Origin of the sequence: Pseudomonas massiliensis, from assembly GCF_000826105.1 — a bacterium.
In the GTDB taxonomy this organism is placed as follows: domain Bacteria; phylum Pseudomonadota; class Gammaproteobacteria; order Pseudomonadales; family Pseudomonadaceae; genus Aquipseudomonas; species Aquipseudomonas massiliensis.
The window spans coordinates 392665-412475 of sequence record NZ_CCYK01000005.1 but is presented as its reverse complement, the minus strand read 5'-3'; the positions used below and the strand labels follow the sequence as shown (position 1 = coordinate 412475).

General features: G+C 62.7%; 20 protein-coding genes. 6 read left to right on the top strand and 14 right to left on the bottom strand.

Features of this window, described 5'->3' with window-relative positions; genetic code table 11:
- Positions 1 to 28: 28 nt before the first annotated feature.
- From phoU to BN1188_RS05335, 3 genes are all read left to right on the top strand, one after another.
- Positions 29 to 787: a phosphate signaling complex protein PhoU gene (gene phoU / locus BN1188_RS05345; RefSeq protein WP_040260344.1), complete on the top strand. Its 759-nt coding sequence runs from the start codon at positions 29 to 31 to the stop codon at positions 785 to 787.
- Positions 788 to 938: 151 nt separating this feature from the next.
- Positions 939 to 1862: a response regulator gene (locus tag BN1188_RS05340; protein WP_040260343.1), complete on the top strand. Its 924-nt coding sequence runs from the start codon at positions 939 to 941 to the stop codon at positions 1860 to 1862.
- A 56-nt stretch (positions 1863 to 1918) separates the two neighbouring features.
- Positions 1919 to 2815, top strand: coding sequence for a peptidoglycan DD-metalloendopeptidase family protein (locus tag BN1188_RS05335; RefSeq protein ID WP_040260341.1), 897 nt, complete (start codon positions 1919 to 1921; stop codon positions 2813 to 2815).
- On the opposite strand, the gene BN1188_RS05330 is transcribed toward BN1188_RS05335, so the two are convergent.
- The 5 genes from BN1188_RS05330 to BN1188_RS05310 all read right to left on the bottom strand — a co-directional run bounded on the left by BN1188_RS05330 (position 2812) and on the right by BN1188_RS05310 (position 7919).
- Positions 2812 to 4152, bottom strand: coding sequence for a hemolysin family protein (locus BN1188_RS05330; protein WP_040260340.1), 1341 nt, complete (start codon positions 4150 to 4152; stop codon positions 2812 to 2814). The two genes, BN1188_RS05335 and BN1188_RS05330, sit on opposite strands and share 4 nt — an antisense overlap.
- Positions 4153 to 4275: 123 nt before the next feature.
- Positions 4276 to 5598, bottom strand: a complete 1323-nt coding sequence (gene phoR / locus BN1188_RS05325) for a phosphate regulon sensor histidine kinase PhoR (RefSeq protein WP_040260339.1) — start codon at positions 5596 to 5598, stop codon at positions 4276 to 4278.
- A 30-nt stretch (positions 5599 to 5628) separates the two neighbouring features.
- A complete protein-coding gene (gene phoB / locus BN1188_RS05320) occupies positions 5629 to 6318 on the bottom strand; it encodes a phosphate regulon transcriptional regulator PhoB (RefSeq protein WP_040260338.1) in 690 nt (229 codons plus the stop codon).
- A gap of 144 nt (positions 6319 to 6462) precedes the next feature.
- Complete coding sequence (ubiA, locus tag BN1188_RS05315) at positions 6463 to 7353, bottom strand: 4-hydroxybenzoate octaprenyltransferase (protein ID WP_040260337.1); 891 nt, start codon at positions 7351 to 7353, stop codon at positions 6463 to 6465.
- On the bottom strand, positions 7353 to 7919 hold the full coding sequence (locus BN1188_RS05310; protein WP_084596153.1) for a chorismate--pyruvate lyase family protein: 567 nt from the start codon (positions 7917 to 7919) through the stop codon (positions 7353 to 7355). Before BN1188_RS05310 ends, ubiA begins: the two co-directional genes overlap by 1 nt.
- A 79-nt stretch (positions 7920 to 7998) precedes the next feature.
- Here BN1188_RS05310 and BN1188_RS05305 point away from each other — a divergent pair, with 79 nt between their 5' ends.
- Positions 7999 to 8166, top strand: coding sequence for a rubredoxin (locus BN1188_RS05305; RefSeq protein WP_040260336.1), 168 nt, complete (start codon positions 7999 to 8001; stop codon positions 8164 to 8166).
- Positions 8167 to 8366: 200 nt separating this feature from the next.
- Positions 8367 to 8636 (top strand): HU family DNA-binding protein, encoded by a 270-nt coding sequence (locus BN1188_RS05300; RefSeq protein ID WP_040260335.1) that lies wholly within the window; start codon positions 8367 to 8369, stop codon positions 8634 to 8636.
- Positions 8637 to 8706: 70 nt separating this feature from the next.
- Here the strand turns inward: BN1188_RS05300 and BN1188_RS05295 are convergent, their stop codons facing one another.
- The 6 genes from BN1188_RS05295 to exbB form a co-directional block, all read right to left on the bottom strand.
- Positions 8707 to 10110, bottom strand: a complete 1404-nt coding sequence (locus BN1188_RS05295) for an aminoacyl-tRNA deacylase and HDOD domain-containing protein (protein ID WP_040260334.1) — start codon at positions 10108 to 10110, stop codon at positions 8707 to 8709.
- A 77-nt stretch (positions 10111 to 10187) separates the two neighbouring features.
- Positions 10188 to 12263: an ATP-dependent DNA helicase RecG gene (gene recG / locus BN1188_RS05290; RefSeq protein WP_040260562.1), complete on the bottom strand. Its 2076-nt coding sequence runs from the start codon at positions 12261 to 12263 to the stop codon at positions 10188 to 10190.
- On the bottom strand, positions 12260 to 13195 hold the full coding sequence (locus BN1188_RS05285) for a hydrogen peroxide-inducible genes activator (protein WP_040260332.1): 936 nt from the start codon (positions 13193 to 13195) through the stop codon (positions 12260 to 12262). The genes recG and BN1188_RS05285 overlap by 4 nt, the downstream gene beginning before the upstream one ends.
- Positions 13196 to 13285: 90 nt before the next feature.
- A complete protein-coding gene (locus BN1188_RS05280; protein WP_040260330.1) occupies positions 13286 to 14017 on the bottom strand; it encodes an energy transducer TonB in 732 nt (243 codons plus the stop codon).
- Positions 14014 to 14439, bottom strand: coding sequence for a TonB system transport protein ExbD (gene exbD, locus BN1188_RS05275; protein ID WP_040260329.1), 426 nt, complete (start codon positions 14437 to 14439; stop codon positions 14014 to 14016). The genes BN1188_RS05280 and exbD overlap by 4 nt, the downstream gene beginning before the upstream one ends.
- 3 nt (positions 14440 to 14442) lie before the next feature.
- Positions 14443 to 15390, bottom strand: coding sequence for a tonB-system energizer ExbB (gene exbB, locus BN1188_RS05270; RefSeq protein WP_040260561.1), 948 nt, complete (start codon positions 15388 to 15390; stop codon positions 14443 to 14445).
- Positions 15391 to 15547: 157 nt separating this feature from the next.
- Between exbB and BN1188_RS05265 the strand changes: the two genes are divergently transcribed.
- Entirely contained in the window at positions 15548 to 16408 is an 861-nt protein-coding gene (locus BN1188_RS05265) for an SDR family oxidoreductase (RefSeq protein ID WP_040260328.1), read from the top strand.
- A gap of 37 nt (positions 16409 to 16445) precedes the next feature.
- On the opposite strand, the gene BN1188_RS05260 is transcribed toward BN1188_RS05265, so the two are convergent.
- From BN1188_RS05260 to spoT, 3 genes are read right to left on the bottom strand one after another with little or no spacing between them, the layout of a single operon-like run.
- Entirely contained in the window at positions 16446 to 17177 is a 732-nt protein-coding gene (locus BN1188_RS05260; protein WP_052469161.1) for a hypothetical protein, read from the bottom strand.
- A gap of 51 nt (positions 17178 to 17228) precedes the next feature.
- Complete coding sequence (locus BN1188_RS05255) at positions 17229 to 17609, bottom strand: RidA family protein (RefSeq protein WP_040260327.1); 381 nt, start codon at positions 17607 to 17609, stop codon at positions 17229 to 17231.
- Positions 17610 to 17654: 45 nt separating this feature from the next.
- Positions 17655 to 19763: a bifunctional GTP diphosphokinase/guanosine-3',5'-bis pyrophosphate 3'-pyrophosphohydrolase gene (spoT, locus tag BN1188_RS05250; protein WP_040260326.1), complete on the bottom strand. Its 2109-nt coding sequence runs from the start codon at positions 19761 to 19763 to the stop codon at positions 17655 to 17657.
- Positions 19764 to 19811: the final 48 nt, after the last annotated feature.

Sequence of the window (19811 nt, the reverse complement as noted above, 5' to 3'; positions counted from 1 at the left end):
CCACCCACCGGTATTCAAGGACCTGACCATGATCGATAAGAACAGCCTCAATCATCACATCTCTCAGCAATTCAATGCCGAGCTCGAAGAAGTGCGCAGCCACCTGCTGGCCATGGGCGGGCTGGTGGAAAAGCAGGTCAACGACGCCGTGAGCGCGCTGATCGAGGCCGATTCCGGCCTGGCCCAGCAGGTGCGTGACATCGATGACGAAATCAACCAGATGGAGCGCAACATCGACGGTGAATGCCTGCGCATCCTGGCCCGGCGTCAGCCAGCGGCGTCCGACCTGCGCCTGATCATCAGCATTTCCAAGTCGGTGATCGACCTGGAGCGTATCGGCGATGAATCCACCAAGATCGCCCGCCGCGCCATCCAGCTGTGCGAGGAGGGTGAGTCGCCACGGGGCTACGTGGAAGTCCGTCATATCGGTGACCAGGTCCTGAAAATGGTGCGCGATGCCCTGGATGCCTTTGCCCGTTTCGATGCCGACCTTGCCCTGGCCGTGGCTCAGTATGACAAGACCATCGATCGGGAATACAAGACAGCGTTGCGCGAGCTGGTGACCTACATGATGGAAGACCCGCGCTCCATCTCCCGCGTGCTGAATGTCATCTGGGCGTTGCGCTCTTTGGAGCGTATCGGCGATCACGCGCGCAACATCTCTGAACTGGTGATCTATCTGGTCCAGGGTACCGATGTACGCCACCTTGGCCTGGAGCGCATGAAGGAAGAAGTGCGCCGCAATACCGAACGGGCTAATGTTTCCGTGGACGCTGACGATAAGTAGGTTTGCCCGAGTATCGACGCCCGGTTCGCACCGGGCGTTTTCGTTCATACTGGGAACAGTTTTTCTGGCATCCGGGTGCGGGTGAGAAAATCTGCGTGGGTGTAGGCGCCGCGGAGCGCTATGCTACGCAGACGAATTTCAGGAGTCCTTAATGGCCAAGGTCAGTGTTCTGGTAGTGGATGACGCCCCGTTCATTCGCGACCTGGTAAAAAAATGTCTGCGCAACGCCTTCCCTGGAATGCAGATCGAAGATGCCGTCCATGGGCGCAAGGCACAGGCCATGCTAGCCAAGGACCCTTACGACCTTATCCTCTGCGATTGGGAAATGCCGGAAATGACCGGCCTGGAACTACTGACCTGGTGCCGTGAGCAGGAAAGCACCAAGCATATCCCCTTCATCATGGTGACCAGTCGGGGCGACAAGGAAAACGTTATCCAGGCCATCCAGGCGGGTGTCTCGGACTACGTTGGCAAGCCGTTCACCAACGAGCAGCTGCTGACCAAGGTCAAGAAAGCATTGCATCGTGCCGGCAAGCTGGAAGGCCTGATGAGCGGCCCGGGTTCACGGCCCAACACCTCGGCGTTCGCCAACGATTCCCTGGCGGCATTGACCAGCAACCGGCCCGAGGCTGTTGCCGCGACGCCTGCGCCCGCCCCGACGCCACGTGCGGCGGCCCCGGCAGGCATAGCGGCGGCTCCTCCTGTGCCGCGCGCGGCGTCCAGCCAGGGCAGCGCCACCAGCCGTGGCCAGGGCCAGCTGCGCCTGGCCGGAGGCGCGACCATGGCCTGTGTGATCAAGGCGTTGAGCCTCAAGGAAGCCCTCCTGGTGGTCAAGCGCGGCGAACCCTTGCCCCAGGTGCTGGAACAGGCGGTCCTGGACCTCGAGCAGGGCGACAATGACATCGCGCGTCTCAATGGCTACCTGCATGCCGTGTCCGCGCTGGAGCCCAAGCCGGACAGCGATTGGTTGCAGCTCAACTTCCGCTTCGTCGATCAGGACGCCCAGAAGCTTGACTACCTGTCTCGCCTGATTGCCCGCGGCACTGCTCAGAAACACTTCGTACCAGGCGCTTGAACCCATGAGGGGCTGAGGCTGTTACCCTGGCCCTTCGTTTTCGCTGAATACGAATCATGAACTGGCGCGCGCTTCTTCCCGCTCTTCTGCTTGGCCTGGATGCTCCGGTACAGGCTGCGGCTATCTACAAGTTCGTGGACAGTCATGGGGTAGTCACCTATACCGACCGCGTTACGCCCGGTGCCAAGCGCTTGGTGTTTCAGGATCGCATGGTCGAATCCTTCTCGGCCCAGGTGCGCCTCGACACCCGCCCCGTGGGAAAGGCGCTGACCTTCGAAGCCCGGAACGATACCTACGCACCGGTGCAGGTCGTGCTGCGCTTGTCCGGCCTGCGCAATGCGGCGCCGGGCGGGCCGACGGAAGTCCGCCGGCTGGTAGCACCTCGTTCAAGGCTCCTGCTGGCGACGGTCAACCCGGCCCAGCCTGGTAAGCCGGTGACCGGTACGCCGGGATTCAGTTACGTGCTGGGTGATCCGGCCACCCGCACCGCCGCCTATCGCTATCCCTTTCCCTGGATCGGCGGGCCCTTCCGTATCAGCCAGGGCCCCAATGGCAACTTCAGCCACAATGGTCCCAAAGGCCGTTATGCGATCGATATCGCCATGCCCGAGGGTACCCCTATCATCGCGGCTCGGGCAGGCACGGTGATCAAGGTGGAGAACGATCAAGGCCAAGGCGGCGCACAGCCTTCAGGTAACTTCGTGCGAGTCCTGCACGAGGACGGCACCATGGGCGTTTACTTGCACCTGATGCGCGGGTCGGTGGTGGTCAGGGAAGGGGAGCCAGTGGCCCAGGGCAGCCCGCTCGGGCGTTCGGGAAATACCGGCCACAGCACGGGGCCACATTTGCATTTCGTGGTCCAGCGCAATACCGGCGCCGGGCTGGAATCGATCCCTTATGAATTCGACAGGCCTTTGCAAAGCCTGCCGAACTTCACCATCGGCAACCGTTAGCTCAGCTTGAGCACCTTGGCGAGCACGATCTTCGGGCCTTTCATCTTCTTGATGATGATGCGCAGCCCTTCCACTTCGATCACTTCCTCGTCTTCCGGTACCCGCTTGAGGCTGTCGTAGACGAGTCCCGCAAGGGTTTCAGCCTCGATGTGATCCAGGTCCACGCCCAGCAGGCGCTCTACCTTGAACAGCGGTGTATCGCCCCGCACCAGCAGCTTGCCGGGCTGGTAGGCCAGCACGCCCCGTTCGGCCTTTCGGTGCTCATCCTGAATGTCGCCCACCAGTACCTCGAGCACGTCTTCCATGGTCAGGTAGCCGATGACCTTGCCATCGGCTTCCTCCACCAGGGCGAAATGGGCGGCACCGGTACGAAACTGTTCCAGCAGCTCTGCGAGCGGCATATGGCGGGATACTCGCTCCAACGGGCGGGTAAGCTCCGCCAGGTTGAACGAGGCGGGCACGTGATCCAGGGCAGCCAGGTCCAGCAGCAGGTCCTTGATATGCAACAGGCCGACGAACTCTCCGCGAGTGCTGTCATAGACCGGGTACCGGCTGTACTTATGGCGCCGGAAGGTGGCCAGGATGTCCTTCAGCGGGGCGTCATGTTCCAGCACGACCAGATCTTCCCGCGAGTTGGCCCAGTCGACCACCTCCAGCTCACCCATTTCCACCGCCGAGGCCAGCACGCGCATGCCCTGGTCGCTCGGGTCTTGCCCACGGCTGGAGTGCAGGATGAGCTTGAGCTCTTCGCGGCTGTAGTGGTGCTCGTGGTGCGGGCCGGGCTCGCCCTGGCCGGCGATACGCAAGATACCGTTGGCGCTGGCGTTGAGCAGCCAGATGGCCGGGTACATCAGCCAGTAGAACAGGTAGAGCGGCACCGCCGTCCACAAGGAAAGAAGTTCGGGCTTGCGGATGGCCCAGGATTTGGGTGCCAGCTCGCCGACCACGATATGCAGGTAGGAGATCACGAAGAACGCGGTGAAGAAGGAAGCGCCCTTGATCACCTCTGCCGATTGCACGCCAAGGGCGGCCAGAAGAGGCTCGAGCAGGTGCGCGAACGCCGGCTCGCCGACCCAGCCCAGGCCCAGCGAGGCGAGGGTGATACCCAGTTGGCAGGCGGAAAGGTAGGCGTCGAGCTGATTATGCACGGTGCGCAGGATCTTGCCGCGCCAGCCTTGCTTCTCGGCGATGGACTCCACCCGTGTGGAGCGCAGCTTGACCATGGCGAATTCGGCGGCAACGAAGAAGCCGTTGAGTACAACCAGGAAAAGCGCGAAAAGAATCATGCCGAAATCGGCGAAGAGGTCGTGAAGCGATAAACCAGGGGAAGGGTCCATTGGGGAAAGAAGGAGATCCGTATGATTGAGAGAGTTCGCGCCTGATGGGTCGCGAATTAAGGAATCTAGCGATTAAGTCTGCGCTTGACCAGTGTCTTACCGTAGCAATTTCCTACAGAGCCGTCACGCCGGGTCTTCTTCCATTTCCGCCGGCGCCAACAGGCTCAATGGAAAATGACACGTGAAGGTGCTCCCTTTGCCCGGCACGCTGGTGATCTCCAATTGCCCCTTGTGGCGCAGCAGCACGTGCTTGACGATCGCCAGGCCAAGCCCGGTGCCGCCAGTGCTGGAGCTGCGGCTGGAGTCGACCCGATAGAAGCGCTCGGTAAGCCGCGGAATGTGCTTACCCTCGATACCGATACCCGAATCCTGCACACTCAGGTGCAGGCCATTGTCATCCTGCCACCAGCGTACCCGCACCTGGCCGTTGTCCGGCGTGTACTTGACAGCATTGAACACCAGGTTCGAAAAGGCGCTACGCAATTCCGGTTCGCTGCCTTTCATGCAGAGGCGGGGCGACGCCTGTAGCACGATCTGGTGATGACGCTCTCCTGAAAGGGCCGTTGCGTCATTGACCACGCTTTGCAACATCCCCTGAATGTTCACCGGATGGCTCTCCGAGGGGTAATCAGTCGCTTCGAGCTTGGCGAGCAGCAGCAGGTCATTGAGCAGGCTTTGCATGCGGCTGCCTTGCTGCTGCATCTGCTGCAGCGCACGCAGCCAGCGCGGGTTCAGATGGCCTGCATTGTCCAGCAGGGTTTCCAGGTAGCCGGTGATGACAGTCAAGGGCGTGCGCAATTCGTGCGACACATTGGCGATGAAGTCCTTGCGCATCTGTTCCAGCTGATGGATGCGCGTGACATCCCGGACCACCATCAGGTGCTCGTTGTTGCCGTAGCGTGTGATCATGAATTGCAGGCGCACCCGGTCGTTCAAGGGCGAACGCATTTCCAGGGGTTCGGCATAGTGCTCGGCTTCGAAGTAATCCTTGAAGCGAGGATGGCGCACGAGGTTGGTAACCGGCTGCCCAGCGTCCTGAGGTGTCTTGAGGCCTAGAAGCGTTTGCGCTGCCGGATTCCACCATTCCAGGTTGCCATCACTGTCGAGCATGATCACCGCGTCCCGCAACGCCGCGGTGGATTCCTGCACGCGATCGATCACACCCTGCAGGCGGGCACGTACCCGGCTGTCGCGTCGCTGGAGGTTGTAGATGCTGTCGAAGACGTCGCCCCAGAGGCCATGGGCTTCAGGTGGCGGCTCGTCGCCCTGTTGATGGCTGAGCCAGCGCTGGAGGCGCAGCAACTGCCGCAGGATGTTGACCAGGTAGGCACCTAGGCCGATGGCCAGGCAGAGACCGTAATGGCCCGTCAACAGCCCCAGCAGCAGGCATGCACCTATCAGCAGCAGTAGATGGCGGACCAGTACGGCATGCCAGTTTCGGTTCAATTGGCGATCAATCCTTTCGCGCGGCGAGGGTCAGGCCTTGGTGGAGAAGCGATACCCTGTGCCACGGACGGTCTGTACCAGATTCTCGTAGGCATCGCCCAGGGCCTTGCGCAGGCGTCGGATATGCACGTCCACCGTGCGTTCTTCCACATAGACGTTGCCGCCCCAGACCTGATCCAGCAGTTGTCCGCGGGTATAGGCCCGTTCCTGATGAGTCATGAAGAACTGCAACAGGCGATACTCGGTGGGGCCCATGTCGGCTGGACGGCCATCGATGGTTACCCGATGACTGATCGGGTCCAGCAGCAGGCCACCGACTTCGATAGGTGTTTCGTTGTCCGTGGCCCCGGCGCGACGGAGCACGGCCTTGAGCCGGGCAACCAGCTCGCGGGGTGAGAAGGGCTTGGTGATGTAGTCATCGGCACCCACTTCCAGCCCCTGGATCTTGTTGTCCTCTTCGCCTTTGGCGGTGAGCATGATGATCGGGGTGCCGGCGGTAAGCTCGTCGCGCTTGAGACGACGCGCCAGTTCGATGCCGGACGTGCCAGGAAGCATCCAGTCCAGCAGGATCAGGTCGGGCTTGCGGTCGATGATAATGGCGTGGGCTTGCTGGCTGTTTTCCGCTTCCAGGCATTCGTAGCCGGCCATTTCCAGGGCGACGGCGATCATCTCGCGAATGGGTGCTTCGTCGTCGACGATCAGAATGCTTTTCCCCATCATGGTTTACCCTCGAACCTGTCCTGGATGATGCGCTGCATTAGATAACGGAAATATTGCAGTCACATGACAGCATGGCTAAGGGTAGCAAGCAATCTACCTGTGGCTGAAGCCCGAGGGGCCGCGCCTGGCCCCGTCGAGTCTTTATCAGCGCAGGGCGTAGTCGAGCACGATGCCCGCGAAGATGGCCAGGCCGGCCCAGTGGTTATGTAGAAAAGCCTCGAAGCAGGCCATGCGTTCCCTATGCCGGGTATGCCAGGCTTCCCAGGCGAAGCAGCCAGCTGCCACGGCCAGGCCGCAATGGAAGGGCCAGCCCAGGCCGAAGCGCGCCCCGGCCAGCAGCAGGCAAGCGAGGGCCAGCCCTTGCAGCATGCCAATGATGAGCCTGTCGGAGTTACCGAACAGAATGGCAGTGGATTTGACACCTATGCGCAGATCATCGTCTCGATCCGTCATGGCGTAATAAGTGTCGTAGGCCACGGTCCAGAGCAGGTTTGCCAGATAGAGCAACCAGGCCGCGCCGGGCAAATGACCGGCCTGGGCGGTGAACGCCATGGGCATGCCCCAGGAAAAGGCAGCTCCCAGTACCACCTGTGGATAGTAGGTGTAGCGCTTCATGAAGGGGTAACTGGCCGCCAGCATCAACCCGCCGACGGATAGCTCCAGCGTGGCCAGGTTGGTACAGAGCACGAGCAGGAAACTCAAGGTTACCAGCACAGCGAAGAACACCAAGGCCTCGCGGCCGCGCACCTTGCCGCTGACCAGGGGGCGCTGTTCAGTCCGCCGTACATGGCCGTCTACCTTGCGGTCCGCGAAATCATTGATCACGCAGCCCGCCGCCCGCATCAGCACCACGCCCAGCACGAAAATCACGATGTTGGCCAAAGAGGGGTGACCCTCGCCGGCGATCCATAACGCCCACAACGTGGGCCATAGCAACAGATAGATGCCGATGGGCTTGTCCATGCGGCTGAGCTGGATGAAGTCCCAGGCGCGCGGGTGCAGGCGGTTCAGGGCGCGAAGCCATGCCAGGTACATCAGGGGGCCTCCGTGGAGCCAGGCAAGGCGGCCCAGAAATCCGCCAGGAACACTTCGCTGACCAGCAGGCCCAGGGCACCGCGCTGGAATCGCGACCGGCGCGCCCAGGGAGGATGGGCGGCCAGCCCCGCGGGAAGCCACGCCAGGGGGTAACGTGCGATCTCGATAGGCCCCCGGCTGAAGCCGCCGTTGACGAACAGCAGCTCGCCAAGAGAGCGTGAGCCCAGGGCTACAAGAGGAAAGCCGTCCTCCTTGAGTGCCAGTTGTCCCGCCACGCTGCGGGCAAACACCCACGGCTTGCCGCACCCGACCAGATAGACCTCGCGTACCCAGCCGAGTGTGTCGACAGGCAGATCCAGAGCCTGGCATTCCTCCGCGCGCAATGAGGCCCAGCCTTCGCTGTGTGGGACTATCTGGAGGCTGTCTGCAGATAGTCTTCTCAGCCGACGGGTAAGGGAGCCGGTGTCGAAAAGCCAGTCCTGGCATTGGGAATCCGCCGTTTCCAGGTGATCAGACCAGGCAGGCGGATGGAAAGCGTCGGTGGATTGCGGCACGGTATAAGGCATGGCGGTTGGCAGGCCCTGAGCTTAGCATGGAACGGCCGCCAGGTCGGTTGCGGCTATAGTGGGTCAATGAGGCGATGCAATGAAAAAATGGCAGTGCGTGGTATGTGGTTTCATCTACGACGAAGCAGCTGGCTGCCCGGAGGAGGGGCTGGCACCGGGCACCTCATGGGACGATGTTCCGGAAGACTGGCTATGCCCGGATTGCGGTGTAGGCAAGAATGACTTTGAAATGGTCGAGGTCATCTAAGGCCCGCGCATCGGCCAATTCACCGTCCAGTCCGTCGGAATCGGCTCGGAATTACCGGTATAAAGCGCGTCGCGCCACTGGCGCGGGTGCGCAGGGCGTGCCATTCTCGCTGGGTCAGCCGTGGATAGGGGTCCGCGTGCGCAGCGGCATGGGGTTACCTGGCCGGACATAACAACAAAAACCGTAAAGAGGCATCATTCATGCGCAAACCTGAGCTTACCCAGGCTATCGCCGAGAAAGCTGATCTCACCAAGGATCAGGCCAATCGCGTTCTAGAGATCATGCTGGACAAGATCACCCAGGCCGTTAACAAAGAAAATGTCACGCTGGTGGGCTTTGGCACGTTCGAAAAGCGCCACCGAGGCGCGCGTACGGGCAAGAACCCGCAAACAGGTGAGCCGGTGAAGATTCGAGCGAGCAATACCGTGGCCTTCAAGCCCGGGAAGAACCTGCGCGAGAGCATCGGCTAAGCGTACTCCTCCGGCGCCAGGCGGAAGGGCGATGCCTCTCCGCCGACGCAGGCGCTCGGGCGAGATGCCCTCAACCCTGGCCGAACTGCTGGGCGAGTTCGCGCAGCAACTGTTCGGCATCCAGCACCTTGGTCACCACTTCGTTGGCCTTTTCCCGGGTGATGTCCAGGCGCTCGAGCAGCGCATCGGGGATGTCTTCCTCGACCTCGAAGCCCTTGCCATGGGCTCGCAGCAGGCGTACCGCCAGACACACAAGGTTGGCGTACACCGCGTGCTCGCCGTCATAGCTGGCATCGTTCTGGTATTGCAGGGCGGTGACCAGTTCTTCGGGCATGTCCCAGTGTTTCATGAGCCAGGCGCCGACCTGTTCCCGGCTGATGCCCAGCAGGTGCTGTTCCACGAAGGCATGGGGCAAGTGGGGGTTGACCTCCAGATGGCGGCAAACCAGTGAAAAGTGCGGGGGAAACACGTGGGCCAGCAGCAGGTAGCCGAAGTTGTGCAACAGGCCGCCAAGGTATGCCAGGCCCGCTTCCGGTCGCTGGGCACGAGGGATGGCCCGGGTCAGGCCTTCCACCACCGCGGCGGTGTACAAGGATTGCTGCCAGTAGGGCGTCGCCTGTTGTGGCTTGTCCTTGGGGAGTGTCAAGGTCTTGCCCAGCGCCAACCCCAAGGCCAGATTGATCACAAGGTCGAAGCCCAGCACACGCACGATGGCATCTTCAACCGAGCGGATCTTGCCCACCGATCCGTAGTAGGGCGACGCCGCCCAGCTGACTACCTGCGCCGCCAGGGCCGGGTCGGTTTCAACCACGCCGGTCACATCGTCGGTGCTGGCATCCGGGTCGACCCGCAGCTTGATGATTTTCTGCGCCGTGGTCGCCAGTGGGGGAATCTCGATGGTGTCTTCGAGACGCTGCTGGATCCGACGCGCGGTGAACGCCTGGACGCCCTTGGAAATGGTCGCCAGGGACCCAGTGAGGTCGCCCTGGGCGAGGTGCTTGGCCACGGGTTCACCGAAGCGCGCGGAGCTGGCATTGGCCAATGCCTTGCGGAACTGGTTCTGGTCCGTTGCGATTTCCAGCAGTACGCCAGGCTGGCCGGAAGCGACCAGTACGTACTCCATGTCGAGCAGGCGTTCGTCGTACATGCAGGCCGCGCTGACCGCCAGGGGAATGCCCGGAAGCTCGCCGAGGCTCAGTGGATCGAGCAGGCGCTTGAGCTTTTCCAGAGGAACCGCGGTCAGGGTCCGCCCACAGACTTCTGCCAATCGGGTCAGGTCCAGCAGTTGGTCCTTGCGCAGCAGCACCAGAAGCAGCCCGACAGCGTCCCCCAGCAATACCGCCTGTACTTGACGGGCCGGATTGAGCAGAGGCGTCTCGATCACCTCACGGTAAGCGATTCCGTGGGTTCGCAGGAGTTGCTCGATGGCTTGGGGGGCGTGCGGTGTCGCTACTTCCAGGGCAACTTCAGTCATGGCTGTATCCGAACGTTTACAAAGCGCCAGTATACCCATCTCAGGGAATTACGCGGGCAGGTTGAATGAAAAGGCCTTTACACTTGGCCGAATTGCTGTCCATGGCGAAGCCAGCGCTCCAGCAGGGGTGTAACGTGGTCCGGCCACTCGGCCAGCAATCGCTGGGCTGCTTCACGCACGGCGGGCAACAAGTGGGCGTCGCGCATCAAATCCGCCACCTTGAACTGTAGCAGGCCGGTCTGCCGTGTACCGAGCATTTCTCCGGGGCCGCGCAGCTCCAGATCCTTTTCGGCGATCACGAATCCGTCGTTGGTTTCCCGCATGATGCCCAGGCGCTCGCGGCCGATGAACGATAACGGAGGATGGTACAACAGCACGCAGTGACTGGCGGTACTACCGCGACCAACGCGCCCGCGTAGCTGGTGCAGCTGCGCCAGGCCCAGGCGCTCGGGGTTCTCGATGATCATCAGGCTGGCATTGGGCACATCGACGCCTACTTCGATAACGGTGGTGGCCACCAGCAGTTGCAACTCGCCCTGCTTGAACCTGGCCATGACCTCGGCCTTTTCGGCAGGCTTCATGCGTCCGTGCACAAGGCCTACACGAAGCTCGCCCAGGGCAAGGGTCAGCTCCTCGAAGGTGGTCTGCGCCGCCTGGCAGGTCAGCTCCTCGGATTCTTCGATCAGGGTGCACACCCAATAGGCCTGGCGACCCTCGGCGCAGGCCGCGCGGACACGCTCGATCACCTCGATTCGCCTGCTGTCGGCCACCAGCACGGTATTGACTGGGGTACGTCCGGGCGGAAGCTCATCTAGGACCGAGGTATCCAGGTCGGCGTAGGCGCTCATCGCCAGGGTTCGAGGAATGGGTGTGGCCGTCATGATCAGCTGATGCGGGCAGAGCCGGCCATCCACGCCTTTCTGGCGCAAGGCCAGGCGCTGCTGCACACCGAAGCGGTGCTGCTCGTCGATGATAGCCAGTGCCAGGCGCGCGAACCGTACTTCCGGTTGGAAAAGCGCATGGGTACCGACCACCATGGGGGCGCCTGCTTCGATGCGCCCCAGCGCGGCCTGGCGGACCTTGCCCTTGAGCTTGCCCGCCAGCCAGGCGACTTCGATACCAAGAGGCTCGAACCAGCGCTGGAAGTTGAGGTAATGCTGCTCGGCAAGGATTTCCGTGGGCGCCATCAGCGCCACCTGGTAGCCGGCCTCGATGGCCTGCAAGGCCGCCAAGGCGGCCACTACCGTCTTGCCCGCGCCGACGTCGCCCTGGACCAGACGCAACATGGGCGCGCTCTGGCTAAGGTCGTAGCTGATTTCCGCGCCTACCCGCTGCTGCGCCCCGGTCGGACTGAAGCCCAGGTTGGCCAGGTATCGGGCCGGAAGCGTTCGGGCCGGTGGCAACGGCGGCGCTTGCTGGGCGCGCAGGCTTTCGCGCAGACGCTGCTGTGAAAGCTGGTGAGTAAGCAGCTCTTCGAAGATGAGCCGTTGCTGTGCCCAGTGGTGACCTTCGGCAAGCTCTTCGACATCCGCATCGGCCGGAGGCTGGTGCAGGTAGCGGATGGCCTGGTCCAGCGGGCCGAGCCGATGCTCCTGCGCCAGTGGTTCGGGTAGCCAGTCCGGCAGGCTGCGTGGCCCCAGCAGGGAAAGGCTTTGCAGACATAGCTGGCGCAGGCGCTGCTGGGTCAGCCCTTCGGTAAGCGGATAGATAGGGGTCAGGGTCTGTTCCACCGGCGCCGGCTCGTCGCCGGTCAGGGCACGATATTCGGGGTGGTAGATTTCCAGCCCGGAAGCGCCGGGGCGGGCTTCGCCATAGCAGCGCAGGTGAGTGCCGCGCTTGAGCGCCTCCTTCTGGGCGTTGCTGAAATGGTAGAAGCGCAGGCTGAGCACGCCGCTGCCGTCTCCAAGGCGCACCAGCAGGCTGCGGCGCTTGCCCATGACGATGTCCGCCCCGCTGACCACGCCTTCGATGACTGCGTCCTGGCCTGGCCGGAGGCTGCCGATGGGTACTACCCGAGTGCGGTCCTGGTAACGCAGGGGCAAGTGGAACAGCACATCCTGTACGGTCTCGAGCCCTACCCGTGCCAGCTTTTCGGCCATTGCCTCGCCAACGCCCTTGAGCGCCGTGACCGGTAGGGCTGCCAGCTCGGTCATACGGCTGCTTTGGCCGTCGCTGCCGGCGCCTTGGCCACGGAGCATAGCCGAATGGAGTCGGCGAGTATCTCGATGGCCTTCGGCCGGGGAAAGCTGGCGCGCCAGGCGATGGCGACCGTGCGGAAAGGCGCTGGCGCGGTCATCGGGCGAACCTCGATGACCCCGGGCGCGTAGTGATGACTATGTACCGCCGAGAGCGGCAGCACCGACACGCCCAGGCCGGAAGCGACCATGTGGCGAATGGTTTCAAGGGAGCTGGACTCTACCGTGGTATGCCGCGAGGCCTCGGCGCCCTTGCCCAGGGTCGGGCAGGCCTCGAGTACCTGGTCGCGGAAGCAATGTCCTTCGCCCAGCAGCAACAGGCTCTTGTCGTTGAGCAGCGCCGGATCGATGGTGTCCTTGCGCGTCCAGGGATGGTCGCTGGGCATCAGCACCTGGAACGGCTCGTCGTAGAGCGGCAGGGTAAGGACGTCCGCTTCGTTGAAAGGCAGGGCGACGATGACGGCGTCCAGTTCACCATTGCGCAGTTTGTCGCGCAGCAGATGGGTGAAATTCTCTTCGATATACAGCGGCATCTGCGGGGCTACCCGATGCAGCTGCGGAATCAGGTGCGGGAAGAGGTAAGGGCCCACCGTGTAGATGGCGCCGACCTTGAGCGGCGCGGTGAGCTGATTCTTGCCAGCCTGGGCCAGTTCACGGATACCCTGGGCCTGCTCCAGTACCTTCTGCGCCTGGGCCACGATGCTTTCGCCCACCGGGGTCAGGCGCACCGCGCTCTTGCTACGCTCGAAGATGAGTACGCCGAGTTCGTCTTCCAGCTTCTTCACGCCGACCGACAGCGTGGGCTGGCTGACGTGGCAGCGTTCGGCGGCATGGCCGAAGTGCTGCTCTTGTGCAAGCGTGACGATATAGCGAAGTTCTGTAAGAGTCATAACGGGCGTCCATGAAATTGCGGCCCCAGCATAGCGGCTGCCGTCGATAGACGCACGTTATCGAACTCTTTGCCTTGTATCAAAACCTGCTTAACGATCCCGCGTCAGGTTGAACGTGAAAGGTGCGCGCAGATTCACCGTTCCGTTGACCAGCCTTTCGGCGGGCGGAGCAGGCAAGGGTTGCGCCCGGTTGACGGCGCGCAGGGCCGCGCGGTCCAACAGGCTGCTGCCCGAACTGCTTACCACGCTGGCATCGAGCACACGTCCTTGACTATCGAGCGTAAACGCTACCACTACCTGACCCTCGGTTCCTCGGCTACGGGCCTGGGGCGGATACTCCTTGAAGCGGCCCAGACGGCCCATGACTTCGCTTTCCCACTTGGGCGCCTGGCTCACCGGCGGGGCAGGTGGCTGCGGTGGCGCGGGTGGAGCCTTGGCCGGCGCGGCTGCGGGGGCCGGCGCAGGCTGCTCCACCGGAACCTCTTTCGGGGGCTCTGGCTTGGGCTGCGGCTTGGGTTGCGGTTTTGGCTTGGGCTTAGGCTTGGGTAGCTCTATCACCGGCTTTGGCGCCTCGACCACCTTAGGCATCGGCGGCTCTTCCACTGGGCGCGGCGGCTGCACCACCGGTGGCGGCGGAACAGGCTCGGGCTCGGGCAGGGGAGCCAGCTCCATCATCATGGCGGGTGGCGGCGCCGGAGGCGGTGAAGAAGCGGACGACCAATTCAGTGCCAGCACAATGGCGATGGCGTGGAGCGCAAGCACGAAAGCGAGGCTGCCGCCATAGCGCGCGAAGCTCGGCAGGGGACGGCTGGCTGCGATCATTGCTTGCCTGCCGTCTCGAGACCTACCAGGCCGACCTTCAGATAGCCAGCGCCGCGCAGGGCATCCATCACTTCCATCAGGTCGCCGTAGTCCACGCCTTTGTCAGCCTGGAAGAAGATAGTGGTGTCTTTCTTGCCATGGGTACGCGCGTCCAGGGCCTGGCCCAGGGAAGCGCGATCCACGGCGTCATCGCCCAGGTACAGGCCTTTGTCCGCCTTGACGCTGAGAAACACCGGCTTCTCCGGCCGCGGTGCCGGCTTGGCCGTGGAGGCGGGCAGGTCCACTTTTATGTCCACCGTTGCCAGAGGAGCAGCCACCATGAAGATGATGAGCAGAACCAGCATGACGTCAATGAACGGCGTCACGTTGATTTCGTGGTTTTCGGCGAGCTCGTCAGCGCCTTCCTTAAGATGCAGGCCCATGGCTCAACCTACTTTGACCATGGGGTGAGGCTGGTTGCCACGCTCGGCTGGCTGGTGATCCAGGTCACGGCTGACCAGCAGCAGCACCTCGGCGCTGGCATCGGCGACCTGGGCCTTATAGCCGGTAATGGAGCGTGCGAACACGTTATAGATGACCACGGCGGGAATGGCCGCTACCAGCCCCAGAGCGGTAGCCAGCAAGGCTTCGGCGATGCCGGGGGCCACGACCGCCAGGTTGGTGGTCTGGGTCTTGGCGATGCCGATGAAGCTGTTCATGATGCCCCATACCGTACCGAACAGACCCACGAAGGGGGCGGTGGAGCCGATGGTCGCGAGCACGCCTGTGCCAGCGCTCATTTTGCGGCCGCAGGCTGCTACCAGGCGCTCGAGGCGGAAACTGACACGTTCCTTGATACCGTCCTTGTCCCGTGCACTGGCCGATAGCCGCAGTTCTTCCATGGCGTCCTGCACCAGCGAGTGAGCCAGGGTGCCGGGCTGGTTGGTCGCCTCGCCAGCCGCGCGCAGGGTGGTGGCCTGCTTGAGGATCTGGATTTCCCGGCGCAGACGGCGCTTGGCGCCAAGCACTTCCAGCCCCTTGGCGATCCAGAGCGTCCAAGTGAGGATGGACGCGATCGCCAGGCCGATCATGACCGCTTTCACCACCACATCGGCGTTCTGGTACATGCCCCACGGGGACAGGTCATGGCCGAGATTCAGGGCTGGGTCTTCAATGGCCGGGGCGTCTTCAGCCACCACCGGAGGGGGCACGGTGGAGTCCATGGGGCCGTTGGCCGGTACGGAGGCGGCGGTGGCCGGGGTTTGCGTGGCGGCCACGTTATCGGCGAAGCTGGCCGGTGCCGCCAGGCTCAACAGCAGTGCGGCGAGAGCGCACCAGGCGCGTGGCGCAAAGCGAAGTGTGCGAAGCGAAACGGGAAGCGAGATGACATTCATGCTGGCCGAACCTGATTTAGGAAGGTGGCGGTCCATGCAGGCTGATGGACGCCGGGACAAAGGGTGCCTCATTATTGCAAGTAATTCTTAATAGCAGAAGCAATTGCGTCGGAAATTTCACAGGGCAGGCGCGCTCGGCGTCGCGGTAGAGGGCTTTATGGCAGTACCCAAGGTAATGATCGCGGGTTGCGGAGACATCGGTACGCGCCTGGCGGTGCGGTTGAAGGCGTTGAGCTGGGACGTCACGGGGATACGTCGTGACCCGGCGCGGCTACCCCAGGGGCTGCCAGGGCTGCAGGCGGATTTCAATGAGGCCGCGTGCCCTTCCCAATGGCCCAGTGAGCCTGTGGACTACCTGGTATATGCGGTAGCGGCAGACCAGCACGATGAGGCCGGTTACCGTCGCGCCTATGTTCAGGGGCTGGAGCATGTACTGGGTTGGCTCGGCGAGCGCCAGCAAGTGCCCCGACGCTTACTGTTCATTTCGAGTAGCAGCGTCTATGGGCAGACCGAAGGGGAGTGGGTCGACGAAACCTCGCCCACTGTGCCGACCGGCTATGCCGGCCAAGTGATGCTCGAAGCTGAAAAGCTGGCGGCTTCGACCCCGGTTCCCGCCACGGTGGTGCGCCTGACCGGTATCTATGGGCCGGGTCGGGAGCGCTTGCTCAACCAGGCCCGGCAAGGCTATCGCGCCTCGGGGCAAGCGCCGCAATACGGTAATCGTATACACGCCGACGATGCCGCCGGGCTGATGGCTCACTTGCTTGAGCAGGACTGGACCGGCGCAGTCCTGGGGGACTGTTACCTTGGAGTGGACGACGACCCGGCTCCATTGCATGAAGTGCTGGATTGGCTTCGGCAGCGCATGGGCGTAACTGCGCCCTGCCTGGAGGCGCCGCTGCGTCGCACAGGTAGTAAACGTTGCAGCAACGCGGCCGCCAGAGCCACCGGCTGGGCGCCACGTTTTCCAACCTACCGGGAGGGCTATGCCGCATTGCTGGGCGCTGAGGCTACATGACCCATTGCCATAGCCCGGGTGCCGGGCTGGCCAACCTTTAGCGCTGCAAGCGCCACACCACTGCCCCGGGGCGCAGGCTGGGCATTTCATCGACAGCTGCCTGGTTGACCGCCTGGAAGATCTCCAACTGGTCGTCATCATGCTGCAGGATATAGGCGTTACCCTGCGCGCCGCTTTGCAGCCATATACTGTCGAAGGCACCGCTCATGGCCGCGCAGTCACCCCCCAGGCAAAGGGCGTAGCGATCCATGCCGCGCAGGCCCTCTACTCGGCCGTCGGGCAGGAACCGCACTTCGGCCCCAACGCCGTCGCCCTCGACGATCTTCCAGTCGCCGCCCATGTAGGCTTCGTACAGGCGTTGTTCGAAGCGCCCTCCGGGCGCCAGGGTGGGGAGGCCTGCATCGCTGCGTTCGAAATGCTGTTCGGCGGCCGCCTCGCTGGCCGCTTGCACCAGGGTTTTCCCGTCCAGGGTCAGGCTTTCGGAGCCATTGCCGTAGAAACTTACCTGCCAGGCATTCTTGCCGGTAGCGCTCAGGCTACCCTCGGCGACTTCGAAGCCGTTGCTGGCGGTGGCTGTGTTGGCTTGCGCGTCGATCTGCCATTCAAGGGTGGGACCCATGCCCAGGAGGGCCTGGCGCAGGTTGCCGCCCTTGACCGCAGCTTCGATGGCGCTTTCATTGACCCAGACGCCGCCAGCATCGGCCGGGTGACTGGCGCAACCCGAAATGACCGCAGCCAGCAAAGGGATCGCCATGAACAGGGTGCGCATGAGGTGTCCTTGCACGAAAGGCGGCAAGCCAGCGAAGGCCCGCCGTTGGGTTCATTCCAGGACCAGGATAGCGTCCATTTCCACCTGCGAACCCTTGGGCAGGGCTGCCACGCCAATGGCGGCGCGAGCTGGGTACGGCTGCTGGAAGTAGCGGCCCATGATTTCGTTGACCGTGGCAAAGTTGCTCAGGTCGGTCAGGAAGATGTTGAGCTTGACGATATCCTTGAAGGAGCCGCCAGCGGCTTCGGCTACCGATTTCAGGTTTTCGAACACCTGGATGGTCTGGGCCTCGAAGCCTTCGACCAGTTCCATGGTGGCTGGATCGAGCGGAATCTGCCCCGACATGTAGACGGTGTTGCCCGCCTTGATAGCTTGGGAGTAGGTCCCGATGGCGGCGGGAGCCTTGTCGCTGTGGATAACGCTCTTGGTCATTGCAAACTCCTTGTTGTATTAGCCGGTGCGCCGCGAACCGTCAGCCTAGGCCCGCATGCGCGTAATTCGTATGACCCCGTTGAGGGCTCGCAGCTTGCGGATGACACGAGCCAGATGGATGCGGTCATGTACGCTCACCACCAGGTGCACGACGCTGGTTCGGCCGTCCCGCTCGTCCATGCTGATTTTCTCGATGTTGCCATCGGCGGCGTTGACGCTGCTGGCCAACAGGGCGATCAAGCCGCGCTGATGTTCCAGTTCGATGCGCAGCTCGACATTGAATTCACCGCTCACGTCCTTGGCCCAGGCCAGCTGGATGCACTTCTCGGGGTTATGGCGTACTTCGCTGATGTTTCGGCAGCTTTCCAGATGCACCACCATGCCCTTGCCCGCCGAGAGATGGCCCACGATCGGATCGCCGGGAATAGGGGTGCAGCACTTGGCGTAGCTGAGCACCAGGCCCTCTGTGCCCCGAATCGCCAAGGGGCTTTCATGGCTGGGCGAAGCCTCGCCTTCGGAAGCCAGCATGCGCCGGGCGACCACGTAGGCCATGCGGTTGCCGAGCCCGATGTCCTCGAGCAGGTCTTCGATGACTTCCAGGCGATATTCGGCCAGCAGGTGCTGGATACGTTCCGCGGGAATCAGGTCCAGGGAGGCATCGAAGCTGTTGAGCACCTTGTTCAGCAGGCGCTCGCCCAGACTCACCGATTCCGAACGGCGTTGCAGCTTGAGCGCGTGACGAATGTGAGTGCGAGCCTTGCCCGTCACCACGAAGTTCAGCCAGGCCGGATTGGGGCGAGCCCCTGGCGCGCTGACGATTTCTACCGTGGAGCCGCTTTGCAAAGGCTCGGACAGCGGGGCCAGGCGCCGGTTGATGCGGCAGGCGATGCAGCTGTTGCCCACGTCGGTATGTACGGCATAGGCGAAGTCCACCGCCGTCGACCCCTTGGGCAGTTCCATGATCTTGCCCTTGGGGGTAAATACGTAGACCTCGTCCGGGAAGAGGTCGATCTTGACGCTTTCGATGAACTCCAGCGAGTTGCCGGCCCGCTGCTGGAGTTCCAGCACGCCCTTGACCCATTGGCGCGCGCGCGCATGGGTGCCCTTGGGCAGCTCATCGTTATTGGACTTGTACAGCCAATGGGCGGCGATGCCGTTGTTGGCCATTTCTTCCATTTCCCGGGTGCGGATCTGGATCTCGATCGGCACGCCATGCATGCCGAACAGCGTCGTATGCAGGGATTGGTAGCCATTGGCCTTGGGGATGGCGATGTAATCCTTGAAGCGTCCCGGCAGGGGCTTGTACAGGTTATGAACGGCACCCAGCACGCGGTAGCAGGTGTCCACCTTGTCCACTACGATGCGGAAGGCATAGACATCCATGATCTCGTTGAAGGCGCGGCGCTTGCCGCGCATCTTCTTGTAGATGCCGTAAAGGTGCTTCTGACGGCCGCTCACGTCTCCTTCGATACCGTCCACGGCCAGGCAGTTGGCCAGCGAGTGCTCGATCTTGGCCACCAGCTCCTTGCGATTTCCGCGGGCGCGCTTGACGGCCTGGTGGATGCGTTCGGAGCGCATGGGGTGCATGGCCTTGAAACCCAGGTCTTCGAATTCCACGCGCACGTTGTGCATGCCAAGGCGGTTGGCGATGGGCGCGTAGATTTCGAGGGTTTCCTTGGCGATGCGGCGCCGCTTTTCGCCGGAGAGCACTTCCAGGGTGCGCATGTTGTGCAGCCGGTCGGCCAGCTTGACCAGGATCACGCGAATGTCGCGAGCCATGGCCATCGCCATTTTCTGGAAGTTTTCCGCCTGGGCTTCGGCCTTGGTCTCGAAGTTCATCTGGGTCAGCTTGCTGACACCATCGACCAGTTCGGCCACGGTTTCGCCGAACTGCGCGCAGAGCGCTTCCTTGGCGATGCCGGTATCTTCGATGACGTCATGCAGCATGGCCGCCATCAGGCTCTGATGGTCCATGTGCATGTCGGCGAGGATGTTCGCCACCGCCAAGGGGTGGGTCACATAGGGTTCGCCGCTGCGGCGGCGTTGGCCGTCATGGGCCTGTTCGGCGTAATAGTAGGCCCGGCGGACCAGGTTGACCTGGTCCTGACCGAGATAGGTCGACAAGCGCTCGGCGAGAACGTCTATGCCTGGCAAGGAGAACCCTCCTGGCCGGTTGGCGGCTTCGCGGCGATAGGTCGACAG